Origin of the sequence: Ramlibacter sp. (assembly GCF_050250995.1) — a bacterium.
Taxonomy (GTDB): Bacteria; Pseudomonadota; Gammaproteobacteria; order Burkholderiales; family Burkholderiaceae_C; genus Ramlibacter.
This window is the reverse complement of sequence record NZ_JBFWNP010000008.1, coordinates 20,221-33,361: the sequence shown is the minus strand read 5'-3', so window position 1 is coordinate 33,361 and position 13,141 is coordinate 20,221. Positions and strand designations below refer to the sequence as shown.

General features: G+C 67.2%; 13 protein-coding genes and 1 tRNA gene. 11 read left to right on the top strand and 3 right to left on the bottom strand.

What is annotated here, in order from left to right:
- Window positions 1-43 precede the first annotated feature (43 nt).
- The 11 genes from AB7E83_RS08520 to AB7E83_RS08470 all read left to right on the top strand — a co-directional run bounded on the left by AB7E83_RS08520 (window position 44) and on the right by AB7E83_RS08470 (window position 10,109).
- Complete coding sequence (locus AB7E83_RS08520) at window positions 44-1,030, top strand: hypothetical protein (RefSeq protein ID WP_428567780.1); 987 nt, start codon at window positions 44-46, stop codon at window positions 1,028-1,030.
- 15 nt (window positions 1,031-1,045) lie between these two features.
- Window positions 1,046-2,299 (top strand): Rieske 2Fe-2S domain-containing protein, encoded by a 1,254-nt coding sequence (locus tag AB7E83_RS08515; protein WP_428567777.1) that lies wholly within the window; start codon window positions 1,046-1,048, stop codon window positions 2,297-2,299.
- A complete protein-coding gene (locus AB7E83_RS08510; protein WP_428567775.1) occupies window positions 2,296-2,673 on the top strand; it encodes a RidA family protein in 378 nt (125 codons plus the stop codon). Before AB7E83_RS08515 ends, AB7E83_RS08510 begins: the two co-directional genes overlap by 4 nt.
- Window positions 2,673-3,635 carry a hypothetical protein gene (locus AB7E83_RS08505; protein ID WP_428567773.1) on the top strand — a complete coding sequence of 321 codons (963 nt, stop codon included), beginning with the start codon at window positions 2,673-2,675 and terminating at the stop codon, window positions 3,633-3,635. The genes AB7E83_RS08510 and AB7E83_RS08505 overlap by 1 nt, the downstream gene beginning before the upstream one ends.
- Window positions 3,636-3,695: 60 nt before the next feature.
- Complete coding sequence (locus tag AB7E83_RS08500; RefSeq protein WP_428567770.1) at window positions 3,696-4,691, top strand: Bug family tripartite tricarboxylate transporter substrate binding protein; 996 nt, start codon at window positions 3,696-3,698, stop codon at window positions 4,689-4,691.
- 2 nt (window positions 4,692-4,693) lie between these two features.
- Window positions 4,694-5,431: an SDR family oxidoreductase gene (locus AB7E83_RS08495; protein WP_428568007.1), complete on the top strand. Its 738-nt coding sequence runs from the start codon at window positions 4,694-4,696 to the stop codon at window positions 5,429-5,431.
- Window positions 5,432-5,468: 37 nt separating this feature from the next.
- Window positions 5,469-6,224 carry an SDR family NAD(P)-dependent oxidoreductase gene (locus AB7E83_RS08490; RefSeq protein ID WP_428568004.1) on the top strand — a complete coding sequence of 252 codons (756 nt, stop codon included), beginning with the start codon at window positions 5,469-5,471 and terminating at the stop codon, window positions 6,222-6,224.
- 18 nt (window positions 6,225-6,242) lie between these two features.
- On the top strand, window positions 6,243-7,145 hold the full coding sequence (locus AB7E83_RS08485; RefSeq protein WP_428567768.1) for an EamA family transporter: 903 nt from the start codon (window positions 6,243-6,245) through the stop codon (window positions 7,143-7,145).
- Between the two features lie 26 nt (window positions 7,146-7,171).
- Window positions 7,172-8,038 carry an FRG domain-containing protein gene (locus AB7E83_RS08480; RefSeq protein ID WP_428567765.1) on the top strand — a complete coding sequence of 289 codons (867 nt, stop codon included), beginning with the start codon at window positions 7,172-7,174 and terminating at the stop codon, window positions 8,036-8,038.
- A gap of 66 nt (window positions 8,039-8,104) precedes the next feature.
- On the top strand, window positions 8,105-8,986 hold the full coding sequence (locus AB7E83_RS08475) for a hypothetical protein (protein WP_428567763.1): 882 nt from the start codon (window positions 8,105-8,107) through the stop codon (window positions 8,984-8,986).
- Between the two features lie 145 nt (window positions 8,987-9,131).
- Complete coding sequence (locus AB7E83_RS08470; protein WP_428567760.1) at window positions 9,132-10,109, top strand: Bug family tripartite tricarboxylate transporter substrate binding protein; 978 nt, start codon at window positions 9,132-9,134, stop codon at window positions 10,107-10,109.
- Window positions 10,110-10,183: 74 nt separating this feature from the next.
- On the opposite strand, the gene AB7E83_RS08465 is transcribed toward AB7E83_RS08470, so the two are convergent.
- The 3 genes from AB7E83_RS08465 to AB7E83_RS08455 all read right to left on the bottom strand — a co-directional run bounded on the left by AB7E83_RS08465 (window position 10,184) and on the right by AB7E83_RS08455 (window position 13,127).
- Window positions 10,184-11,428: a CaiB/BaiF CoA transferase family protein gene (locus tag AB7E83_RS08465; protein ID WP_428567758.1), complete on the bottom strand. Its 1,245-nt coding sequence runs from the start codon at window positions 11,426-11,428 to the stop codon at window positions 10,184-10,186.
- 10 nt (window positions 11,429-11,438) lie between these two features.
- A complete protein-coding gene (locus AB7E83_RS08460; protein WP_428567755.1) occupies window positions 11,439-12,860 on the bottom strand; it encodes an MmgE/PrpD family protein in 1,422 nt (473 codons plus the stop codon).
- A 172-nt stretch (window positions 12,861-13,032) separates the two neighbouring features.
- Window positions 13,033-13,127, bottom strand: a tRNA-Sec gene (locus AB7E83_RS08455).
- Between the last annotated feature and the right edge of the window lie 14 nt (window positions 13,128-13,141).

Genomic DNA, 13,141 nt, shown 5'->3' with positions numbered 1-13,141 from the left:
CGCGCATCCGTATGGTTGGGCGCTTCAGCGAACCTCCACGGACATGAGCCTTCCCCTGTCGATGTCGTGCCTGCCCTCCGACCGGACGTATCCGCTCCTGGATGGCGAGATCCGCCCGGCCGGCATCGACCTGAATGTCCTGGCCTTCGGCGATGACGATCCCTACTGGTCGTGGCGAAAGACACGCAACCACCTCTTCGACATTTCGGAGATGTCGATCTCCAACTATCTGATCCAGCTCGATCAGGGCAACACCGATCTCGTTGCGCTGCCGGTGTTCCTTTCGCGGGGTTTCCGGCACGCCAACCTGTTCGTGAACCCCGCCTCGGGCATCGAGAAGCCCGAGGACCTCAGGGGCAGGAAGGTCGGCATGTCCTTCTACGACCCGACGACGCCGGTGTGGGTCCGCGGCTTCCTGCAGCACCAGTACGGCGTAGCGCCCAGCGAGATCCACTGGCATCTCCACGAGCTGTCCCTCAAGGGCATGCACATCGATCTGCCGACGGACCTGCGGATCCGGTTCCTCTCGCGCAAGGACCCGCTGGAACAGCTGCTGGTGCACGGCGAGATCGACGCGCTCATCAATGCGGGGCAACCGCCGAAACTGTTCCAGGCCGGCGACCCGCGCATCGCCTCCCTGTTCGACGACTTCCATCGGGAAGAGCTGCGATTCCACGAGCAGTTCAAGCTCTTCCCGATCATCCACACCGTGGCGATGAAGCGCGAGATCCACGACCGGCACCCGTGGGTCGCGCAGAGCCTGTACGACGCCTTCTGCAAGGCCAAGCAGGTCGCGCCCTTGTCCCGCATGGCGGTCGACGGCCACCTGAAGTATTCGCTTCCGCTGCTGCACGCCTACGTGGAGGAAACGCTGGATGTCTTCGGCGGCGACCCGTGGGTGTACGGCGTGGCCAGGAACCGCGGCGAGATCGAGACGCTGATGCGCTATTGCCGCGAGCAGGGTTTGATCGGCTCGGGCATGACGCTGGAGCAAGCCTTCGTTTCGGATCTGAACGAAGTATTGAGTTGAGAAAGGAATGAATCGATGACGCCAGAGCAGAACGCAACCCTGACCCGCGTGGGCAAGGGAACACCGATGGGCGAGTTGCTCAGGCGTTACTGGCACCCCGTCGGCCTGAGTTCGGAGTTCGAGACCGCACGCATCAAGAAGGTCAAGCTCCTGGGCGAGCACCTCGTGCTGTACCGGGACAAGTCGGGCACGCTGGGCCTCGTCGACAGTCGCTGCGCGCATCGGCGGGCTTCGCTGGAGCACGGCATCATCGACACGGTCGGCATCCGCTGTGCCTATCACGGCTGGCAGTACGGCGCGGACGGCCGCTGCCTGGACCGGCCGAACGAACCCGAGGGCGACCCCGGGAAGGCGCGCATCCGCCTCGAGGCCTATCCGGTCACCGAGCAGGGCGGGATGATCTTCGCCTATCTGGGTCCGGCGCCGGCGCCGGAGTTTCCGATGTTCGACATGTACAAGGGCGGCAACGTCATCAAGACGATCGGGTACGCCGAGATCCCCGTCAACTGGCTGCAGATCATGGAGAACACGATGGACCCCGTCCACGTGGAATGGCTGCACGGACACTTCTACACGCAGGAAAAAGGCGGCAGCGCCCCGCCCTTCGACACCTTCGCGCGGCATCACGTGAAGATCGCCTTCGACGAGTTCGAGTACGGGATCATCAAGCGGCGGCTGCTCGAAGGCCAGGTGGAGGAAGAGTCGTCGGACTGGACGACCGGCCACCCGATGATCTTTCCGAACATGCTGCTGGTCGGCGACACCCGAGTCCACCAGTTCCAGATTCGCGTGCCGATGGACGACACGACGACGATGCACTATTGGTACAACTGCTTCCACCCGGCGGAGGGCGTACGGATTCCGCGGGACTACCCGACGACCTCGTATGAAGTCCCCATCCGCGACGAACGGGGCGAGTACGTCAAGGACTACGTCGACGGCCAGGACATCATGATGTGGGAGTCGCAGGATGCGATCTACGACCGCAGCCTGGAACACCTCGCGACGTCCGACCGCGGCATCGTGCAGTACCGCCGCATGCTCATGCGCGAGATCGACAAGATGAAGGCCGGGCACGACCCCATGTGCGTCTTCCGCTCGCCGGGCCCGATTCCGCTGCCGGTGGAAGAGAGCCGGCACGGCCTGAAGGCCGGCGCCTTCCTGAACCACACGCACAGCCGCGACTACCGCTTCGCGCCGAACATCGACGAGATCGTCGAGATCGTCGGCGGCGCCCCACGCTTTCCTCAACCTCTGGAGACCCCATGAAAGAATTCATCAACGTCCCGGCCGGAAAGAAGGCCGGCCCGCCTCTCACCTCGGCCATCAAGTGCGGCGACACCCTCTATGTCTCCGGCCAGACGCCGATGGACCTGGACACGGGCAAGTTCATCGAGGGCGACATCGCCACGCAGACGAGGCAGGTGCTGGACAACATCAAGCGGGTGCTCGAAGAAAGCGGCTCGAAGATGGAGGACGTGGTCAAGGTCGTGGTCTACTTGACGGACCTGAATCACTTCGCCGCCTTCAACGAGGTGTACAAGCAGTATTTCAAGGAGCCGTATCCGGTTCGCACGCTGGTCGGCGCCAAGCTTCTCTTCACGTTCGACGTCGAGATCGACGTGACCGCCAGGATCGGCTGATGCCGAAGCTTCGGCTGTCTCTCGCATGCATCCGCTACGACCGCACGCGTGCGGTCCTGGACGGAAGCATGACGCCCGAGGGCATCGACCTCGCGGTGCGGGAGATCGTCGATCACGACAGCTTCTGGCTGCTGCCGATCCGCTACCGGATCTTCGACGTGGCCGAGATGCCGCTGACCAACTACGTCATCGGGCTGGACCAGGGGCATACGGACCTGATCGCGCTGCCGGTGTTCCTCTCGCGCTCGTTCAGGCATTCGACGCTCTACGTCAACCGGAACTCGAACATGCGCGCGCCAAAAGACCTCGAAGGCAAGCGGGTCGGCATCGGCAACTACTTCGGTTCGACCACGCTGTGGGCGCGCGGCTTGTTGAGCGACGAATACGGCGTCGACCTGAGCGCGGTCCGGTGGGTCACGAAGAGCAAGGTGGCCCGGGAGAAGCTGCCGGCGTCGGTGAACCTGCAGGTGCTGGAAGGCAACGAGAGCCTCGAGCAGATGCTGGAGGCGGGCGAAGTCGATGCCTTCGTGTCCGAGCGTCCGCCCGCGGCGTTCAGGCGCACCGCGCACGTCGTGCGTCTTTTCGAGGACTACAAGAACGACGAAATCGCGTTCTATCGAAAGACGAACATCTTTCCGATCCGGCATGTGCTGGTCGTGAAGCGGGACATCTACGAGAAGAATCCGTGGATGGCCCAGAGCCTCTACAAACTGTTCGACCTCGCCAAGAACGAGGCGGGCCTGCACCGCATGTTCGATGGGCATTCGAGGCTGATGCTGCCCTCGCTTCAATACGCCATCGCGGAGACGAAGCGGATCTTCGGCGATGACTGCTGGCCCTACGGTCTCGATAAAAACAAGGCCACTCTGGAGGCATTGACGAAGCATTGCCATGACCAAGGCTATACATCCAGGCGCTACACGGTGGACGAGCTGTTCGCACCGCACGTCCTGAGTGTCTGATTGGCCGCGCCGCTGCTTCAACCTCGTTCTATCGGTTCGTTCAACACCCAGGAGCATTCAATGCATTTCCAGATGAAGTCCGTGGCAGGTCGCCTGTCGTCGCTGATCCTCGTCCTCTGTCTCGCGCCCGTCGGCGCGCAGGCCCAGGGGGCGGCATTTCCCGGCAAGGCGATGGACATCACGGTCCCGTTCACGCCCGGGGGCGGGGTCGACCTGCTGGCGCGCATGATCGCCCAGCCGCTGAGTGCCGCGACGGGCCAGTCGGTGGTGGTCGAAAACCGGCCGGGCGCGAGCGGAGCCATCGGCGCCCGCTACATCGCCGGCCGTCCCGCCGACGGCCATTCGATGCTGATGATGAACGACACGTACGCCATCACCGCGGCCACGTCCAAGAGCCCGGCCTTCGATGCGAAGAAGGACATCGCGCCCGTGATCGTCGTGGCGTACGCGCCCCAGCTGCTGGTGACCGCGCCGCAGTCGCCGCTCAATTCGTTCGCCGACATCGTCAAGGCCGGCAAGGCGCCCAACTCCAAGGTATCGTACGGCGCATGCGGCGCCGGCACGCCGGGCCATCTGGCGGCGGAGTCCCTGAACCTCCAGTACAACATGAAGATCCTTCACATCCCGTACAAGGGATGCGGCCCGACCCTGGTCGACGTGATGGGTGGCCAGGTCGACCTGGCGTGGGTCACGCTGGGCGCGGCCGTGCCGCACATCAAGGCGGGGAAGCTGAAGCCGCTGGCCGTGTCCTCCGCGCAGCGTTCGGCCGTGCTTCCCGACGTGCCCACGCTCGTGGAAAGCGGCGTCCCCGGCTTCAACTTCAGCTCCTGGCAGGGCATCGGCGTGCCCGGGGGCACCCCGGAGAACGTCAGGCGGCAGCTGCATGCCGCGATCGCCAACGTCGTCAAGGCGGAGGCTTTCCAGAAGCGGCTGGTCGAGCTGGGCTACACGCCGGCCAACCTGAACGAGCCGCCGTCGACGTTCCAGGCGACGGTCGCGAGCGACATCGACCGCTTCGCGCAGATCGGCAAGCAGATCAACTTCACACTGGAATGAGCATGCGTCTGAAGAACAAGACCGCGCTGGTGACGGCCGCCGGACAGGGCATCGGCCGGGCCAGCGCCCTCGCGCTGGCCGCGGAGGGCGCGCAGGTCGTGGCGACCGACGTCGACGCCGCCTTGCTGAAGAAGGCGTACGAGGGCGTCGACAACGTCACCACCGCCGTCCTCGACGTCACGGACAAGGCGGCGATCGGCCGCGTGATCGGCGGCATGCCGCGCATCGACGTGCTCTTCAACTGCGCGGGCATCGTGAACAACGGCTCCATCCTCCAGGCCACCGACGAGGAGTGGGAGTTCGCGTTCAACCTGAACGTGCGCGCGCAGTTCTGGGCGATCCAGGCCGCGCTGCCCAGGATGCTGGAAGCCGGCGGCGGCAGCATCATCAACATGTCGAGCGTGTGCGGCAGCCTCAAGGGCCTGCCGAGCCGGTTCATCTACGGCGCCACCAAGGCGGCGGTGGTGGGCCTGACCAAGTCGGTGGCGGCGGACTACGTGCGCCAGGGCATCCGCTGCAACTGCATCGCGCCGGGGACCGTGGACACGCCGTCGCTCGCCGGCCGCATCAACAGCTATGCGGACCCGGTGCAGGCCCGCAAGGACTTCGTGGCGCGCCAGCCCATGGGCCGGCTCGCACAGCCCGAAGAGATCGCGCCGATCATCGTGTACCTGGGCAGCGACGAATCGGTCTTCGCCACCGGGCAGGTCTTCGCCGTCGACGGCGGAATGATGATCTGAGCGGGTTCGCATGAGCGAGTCGAACGACTTCAAGGACCTGAACGACCTGAAAGGCCAGGTGGTGCTGATCACCGGCGCCTCCAGCGGCATCGGTGCGGGTTGCGCGCGGGCCTTCGGCGCGCTGGGCGCGCGGGTCGCCGTGCATTACAACAGCGCCCGCGCCGCCGCGGACGAGGTGGTGGCCGACATCCTGAAGTCCGGCGGCCAAGCCTTCGCGCTGCAGGGCGACCTGCGCCATAGCGCGCAGTGCGAGCGCGTGGTGTCGGAGGCGGCGGCGCGCTGGGGGCGCATCGACGTCCTCATCAACAACGCCGGGTCGATGGTGCAGCGCTCGACGCTCGCCGAACTCACCGACGAGGCCTTCGACGCGGTCATGGATCTCAACGCGCGGTCGATGATGATGTGCAGCAAGTACGCCGTCGTCCACATGAAGGACGGTGGCAGCATCGTCAACCTCACGAGCATCGCGGCGCGCACCGGCGGCGGTCCCGGCGCCCTGATGTATGCGGCGTCCAAGGGCTTCGTCAGCGTGGCCACCAAGGCACTCGCGCGCGAACTGGTGGGCCGCGACATCCGCGTCAACGCGGTCTCGCCCGGGGTGATCCGGACGCCGCTGCACGACCGGTTCTCGACGCCGCAGCACCTCGAGGGCATGCGCCAGGGCATCCCGATGGGCCGCCTGGGCACGGTGGACGAATGCGTCGGCACCTTCATCTATCTCGCGTCGCGTCGACTCTCGGGCTACGTCACCGGCCAGGTGCTCGAGGTCAACGGCGGGCAACACATGCCTTAGTGCGCGGATCGATGGCCCATGCCGGGTGACGCCATCGCCCTGGTCGCAGCGGTGTGCTGGGCCATCGCGAACCTGACCATCGCGCGCGGCGCCCGCAGCAGCGCGGACAGCGGCGCGTTCCTCAGCATCCTCATGACCGCCGCGCTGTCCGGCGCGGTCTGGCTGGCGGCCGGCGGCCTCGGGCGGCTCGCGCCGGCGGCGGCGTCGCCCGTCGGGCTGGGCTGGTTCGTGGTCGGCGGATTGCTCAGCCTCTTCTTCGGCCGCGTGCTCATGTACGCGAGCATCCACTGGCTCGGCGCCGTGCGCGGCTCCTCGGTCAAGCGGCTGGGGCCGGTATTCTCCGTCGTGCTCGCCGTGCTGGTGCTGGGCGAGACGCTGAACATGACGATCGTCGTCGGCATGTTTCTCATCTTCGCGGCGTTCGCCGTGCTCGTGGCGGAGAACGGCGCCGCCGCCCGGGACACCGCGCCGACACCCGCCCGCCGCAATCCCGGCCTCTGGCTGGGCGTCGTCTCCGCTTTCGCCTACGCGGCCGGCAACATCGCCCGCAAGTGGGGACTGGAGGTTCTGCCGGACCCGACGCTGGGCGTTTTCGTCGGCGCCGTCGCGGCCGGCATGGCGTATCTCGCGAGCGCGCTGTTCGTCGCGAGCTATCGGCAGGCGGTCGTCGCCACCTTCACCCACTTCAATCCCTGGATGATCGCCACCGGCGTGCTGTCCTCCGCGGGGCAGGTGCTCTTCTTCGTGGCGCTGGACCGCAGCACCGTCACGCGGGTGACCCTCATCGTGTCCGCCGAGGTGTTCATCACGATGGCGCTGTCGGTGTGGCTGGGCACGAACCGCGAGCGGCTCACCCGACCCGTGTGGCTGGCGGCCGCGCTCGGCTTCGCGGGTTCGATCGCGCTCGTCGCCTTCCGCTGACGGCGACCTCGGCTACCATCGACCGCGTGCAAGTTCACCGCCTCTCCCGCTGGTCGGAGTTCGTCGAACGGATCGATGCGATGGGAGGCTGGGCCTTCCGCGGTCACGTCGACGCCGGCTGGCCGCTGGTGCCGTCGCTCACGCGGCGGCTGCAGCAGTTCAGCCCGCAGGAGCGCCTGTGGCCGCTGCGCGAATCCCGCGCCATGCGTGTCTTCCGGCGCAAGGCGCACGTCTACCTGACCGATCGCGCCGCGCTGGCCGACGACCTGCGCTGCCTCGCCCTCATGCAGCACCACGGCGCGTCCACGCGCCTGCTCGATTTCACCAAGTCGCCGTTCGTGGCGGCCTTCTTCGCGCTGGAAAGCGCCGACTGCGACGTGGCGGTCTTCGCGCTCAACACGCCCGCGCTTTGGCATGCCGCCCCGACCTTCGAACCATCGCTGACGCGCTCGGTGATCGACCCGCGCATTCCCGGCAACTTCGAGCGCTGGTTCGTCGGCAACAAGCATCCGCTGATCTGGTTCGGCGAACCCTCCGAGATGGACAGCCGCCTGATCGCGCAGTCCGGCCTCTTTGTCATCCCGGGCGTCCTCGACAAGCCGCTGGACGAGATCCTCGATGCGTACGGCGGCTCGGACGCGCTGCTGGTCAAGTTCGTGCTTCCCCTGTCGATGCGCGACGAGGCCATGCGCGCGCTCTACCGCATGAACGTGACCTACGCGACGCTGTTCCCGGACCTCGACGGTCTTGCCCGCTCGGTGAGCTACGAACTCGAAGCGATCTGGGAACGGCTGGTCGAGGATTACGAGCGCGGCCCCGGGGACGCGCCACGGCTCTCGGGCGAGCAAGATGGCGAACGGAGGGCGCGAACTATTCCGCAGTCTGAAGCCTGACGGCGCTCGCGCGGCGGAACGCTTTTTGCATTCGTCCTGTATGTTCACGGAATGCATGACGAGAGAATGAAAACGACTGCTTTGCGCAGCGCCAAGGCCGGGAGTCCGTCGCGCCACGAGGCCGTTCTCCGCTCGCTGATGAGCTGCCAGGCGCATTCCGCCGCGAATCGCCGCCTCGCGCGCGACATCGTGTGGCGGTGGCTGGGCTCGCGGTGGCCGCACCTGCGGCCGAACGCGGCGCTGATGGAGCGCGACGAGCTCGAGAGCGCGTCGGGGCGCAGCAGTCTGCGGGTGGCCACGAGCGAGGACGGAGCCGTCTGGACCCTGACCGTGTCGTCGCGCGAGCGCGAGGCCGATCCCGAATGGACCACGCGCGCCGTCGTCGCCGACGGTGGCGCGGCCGATCTCGTCGCGGTCGAGACCTCCTGCTCCGACCTCTCCGCGGCCTGGGTGATTTCGCCGCCGGCGGTGCTCGGCCAGTGGGTGGACCGCCTTCGCCTCGAAGATGCGGGCGTCCCCGTCACGGGGCAGCCGCGCCATGTGACGGACGAGGCGCAGGCGCGCGCGCTGTTCGACCATGTGACGGGCGACGGCAGGCGGCTTGCCGTCGTGCTGCTCGCAGCGAAGGGCGACTCGCAGTACTACGGCGTGGACCCGCGCATGGTGGCGCAATCGGTGCGGGGACTCGCGCACGTCGCCTGCCTCACGGCGCCCGCGCTCGGCGAGTGGTCGAAACTCTGCGGCCGCGCCGCATCCCCCGTGACGGGCACGGCGCGCATCTACGTGCCGGGCTACGGTGCGCGCTCGACGGGCAACGACGTGGCGCCGCCTTCTTTCTCGGTGCTGCCGCGCCCGGACCTCGCCACCGAGGGCAAGAGCCAGGCCACCGAGCTTCGCCACCGGCTGAGCCGGCAACTGTGCGCACTCACCGTGGCGACGTGCGACTGAGCGTCGACGAAGGCACAGCCTTGCAATTTCCGTAGTACGGAACCTGTCGTCTTCCTCATTGACCCTCGGCGTTTCGCCCGCGAACAATCCGCTTGTTCCGGGAGCCCCTTTCCGGGATCCCCGATTGCAACCTGGAGACACGGGCATGCCCCTCACCCGCAGACAGATCATCAAGGCCGCCGGCGCGGCCGCCGCCGTCATCGCCTTGCCCCGCCTCGCCTTCGCGCAGCAGTACCCGAACAAGACCGTGCGCATCGTCGTCGGCTCCGCGCCCGGCAGCACCGTCGATGCGAATGCGCGCTTCATGGCGGAACAACTGGGCTCGCGCATGAAGCAGACCTTCGTCGTCGACAACCGCGCCGGCGCGGGCGGCGGCATCGCGAGCGACTTCGTGGGCAAGGCCGCGCCCGACGGCTACACGCTGCTCTTCACCGGCATCACGCACTTCACGACGCGCATCGTCCCCGACTCCGCCCTCACCTACGACCCGGTCGCCGAATTCGTCGGCATCGTGAAGGTCAGCAATTCGGCGCTCACGCTCGTGGTGCCGACGGACTCGCCGTACAAATCGCTGAGCGACCTCATCGGCGCGCTGCGCGCGAAGCCGGGCGAGATTCCCTACGGCTCCGGCGGCAAGGGCAGCACCTCGCACCTCGCGGCGGTGACCATGACCGACCTGACCAAGACGAAGGCGCGCCACATCGCGTACAAGGGCAACGCCCAGGCGATCACCGACACGGTGAGCGGCCAGGTCGCCTATACGTGGCAGGGCTCCGGCTCGGTGCTGCAGCTGATGCGCGGCGGCCGCCTGCGCGCGCTGGCGGTCAGCAGCGACAAGCGCTGGGAAGGCCACCCCGAAGTGCCGACGGGCGCCGAGGCCGGCGTGCCGGGGCTCGAGATGGCCTCGTGGATGGGCTTCATCGGCCCCAAGGGATTCCCCGCCGCGATCGCGCAGCAGCTGTCCGACGAGTCGGTGCGCATCGCGCGCTCCAACGAGTACAAGGAGTTCGCGCTGAAGCAGGGCATGTCGGTGGACATCATGGACCACCGCGCGTTCAATGCCGACTTCCCGAAGGAAAACGAGAAGTGGAAGCGCGCCATTGCGCTGGCGCACGCGGAGTGACGTGAAGCGAGATGTGAATACGGGAGCCCTGGGTTCCCGCCTTCGCGGGAATGACGGGGCTCCGGCCCGACGCGCTAGATGACGCCCGCGTCCCTCAGCTCCACGAGCTGCGCCTTCGACAGGTTCAGCAGCTCGCCGTAGACCTGTTCGTTGGCCGTGCCCGTGTCCGTCGCGGGCACGTCGAAGTCCGCCGCGCACTTCGAGAAACGGATCGGCAGGCCCGTGCCCACCTTGCCGATGTCGCCGTGGACCGGGTGCTTCAGGTTCACGATCGCGCCGCTCGCGTGCAGCATCGGGTCCTTCAGCATCTCCTGCGGCGTGCGAACGGGCGCCGTCGGCACGCCGCGCTTCTCGAACAGCTCGCGCATGACCTCGTCGTTCGTCAGCGTGCGCGTCCAGGCCTCGATGCGCGCATTCATCTCGGCCACGTTCTTCGCGCGCGCGCCGCGCGAATTGAAGCGCGGGTCGTCGAGCATCTCGGCGTGGCCCATCGCCTCGAACAGTTCCTTGGTCGCCGCCGGCTGCGCCGCCGCGATGGCGACGTGGCCGTTCTTCGTCGCGAACACGCCGAAGGGCGCGATGCGGTCGGTCGAGTTGCCGGTGCGCATCGGGAAGCCGGCATCGGCCATCACGTCGAAATGCTCCTCGGCCACCCACGAAGCCATGCAGTCGAGCATCGACACCTGCACGTGCTGGCCCTCGCCCGTCTTCGAACGGTAGATCACCGCGGAGAGGATGCCGTTGACCGCGAAGAGCGGCGCGATCAGGTCCGCGATGGGCACGCCCACGCGCGTCGGCGGGCCGTCCGCGAAGCCGGTCACCGCCATCATGCCGCTGTAGGCCTGCACGATGATGTCCATGCCCTTCAGGCCGGGAATCGCGCTCGGGTCGCCCAGCGAATTGATGGACGCGTAGATGATCGAGGGGTTGGCCTTGCGCACGCTCTCGTAGTCGACGCCCAGGCGTTTCGCCGTGCCGTCGCTCATGTTCTCCATGACGACGTCGCAGGTCTTCGCGAGCGCCATGAACATCTCGCGGCCCTGCTCCGACTTGAGGTTGAGGGTGATGTTCTTCTTGTTGCGCGCGCGGTTGAGGAAGGTGAGCGAGAGGTCGTCGTCGGCCTGCTTCACGAAATGGATGCCGTCGGCGCCGACGAAGGGCGGGTTGGTGCGCCCGAGGTCGCTGCCCTCGGGCGACTCGACGCGGATCACCTCCGCGCCGAGGCCGCCGAGCAGGAGCGTGCCGTAGGGGCCGGCCAGGGCCACGGTGAGGTCGAGGATGCGAAGCCCCTCGAGGGGGCGCGGAAGGCGTGTCGTCATTCTTGGGTTTCTACTTCTGGAACAGGGCCATGACGCGGCCGACGTCGTCGACCTTCTCCAGCGACCACAGCTGCTGGAGGATGGCGTCGGTCGTGCGCGCGGAGAGCACGCCCTCGGCGTTGACCACGAACTTGCGGGAGAGCTCGTCGTCGGTCACGAAGGTTGCGGGGTCGGGCGTCGCGCCACCGCGCGGGAAGCGCTTCTCGCCCACGAAGGTGGTGCCGCGCGCGCGCACCTCGATGCGCGTCGGACGGCTCGCCGGATGCTCGTTGAGCAGCTTCGCGTACTCGGGGTGGACTTCGAATTCGATCTTGTCCATGAGGGCCATGATCGACGGATCGTTCACCACCTCCGGCGACTGCCAGGCTTTGCCGGGCGGCACGCGATGCGCGCCGACCGAAAGGCCGTGCGCCATGCTGAACTGCACCTGCGTGACATGGTCGATCTTTCGGTTGAGCCACAGCGGCTCCATCACGAAACCCTCGACCCAGGCCTTGATGCCTTCGATCTCGGACGGCTTGATGTCGTTCTTCTCGACAAGTTCGCGCAGGACGTCGAGCGGCGCGGACAGGATGCGGCAGTGCGGATAGAGCTTGTAGACCTGCTCGGGAATGAAGAACCATTCCTTGCCGAGGTTCGCCATCATGCGCTCGGGCGTCCAGCGCGTGCTGCCGATCATGCGCGAGTAGCCGAACTCGCCGTCGTCGAGCATCTGGATGTCGCCGGTGTGGCCGAGCTCGGCGAGCGACGAGGCGGCCATCGCGGCCTGCGTCACCGCGCCGGCCAGGCCGTACTTCACCGTGGCCGTGGGCACGTGGACCGACCACGACCACTGCGACTGCACGGGCGACATGCTACCCGCGATGCCGAGCGCGGCCGCGATCGTCTCCTTCGACAGGCCCTTGACCTTGCCGACGCCGGCGGCGGCGCCGAAGATGCTCTGCGAGAAGCCGAACACGGCCGGGGGCGAGGCCTTGCCGTCCTTGGTGTCGCGCAGCGCGCTCATCGACTTGCCGATGCGGTTGGTCATCTCGTGCGAGATCGCCACCGCCGCGAGCAGGCTCCGGCCCGAGGCCTTCGCGCCCTCGGCCGCGGCCAGCGCGGGCGGGATGACGTAGGGACTCACGTGGCCCGGCGGCAGCACGGCGTCGAAGTCGAGCGCGTTGATGAGCTCGCCGTTCGCGAACGCGGCGCCCACGGCCGAGACGCGTTCGCCGGTGCCGATGATGGTGGCCTGCTCGCCCGGCGCGCCGGGGCCGAGCACCGCGGCGTACTTCACGCCGATCGCGCCCTTCGGATGGCTCAGGCCGCCGAGGCCGCAGCCGATGGAGTCGACCAGCAGCCGCTTGGCTTCCTGGACGACCGCGGGCGGCAGGTCTTCGAAGCGGGTGTCGGCGGTGAAGGCGGCGAGCGCTTCGACGTTCGTGGTCATGGATGTCTCCCGTCAGAGGTGGATGTGGAGGATTGGATCACCCCGCGCCGCAAAGTGCCATGCGCGGCGTGGGTTTGGCGCGATTCTTTCGGGGAATGCGGAAGATCGCGAACGGGCACATCCGTTGCACGGAACATTTCCGCGGGCGCGGTTGACACCGCCGCCCCCGAATTGGCGGAAGGGAGTGGGAGTCGAACCCACGAAAGACTGGCGACAGCCTCAACCGGGTTTGAAGTCCGGCCGCTCCACCGGGAACGATTCCCTTCCGCATGAAACCTGTT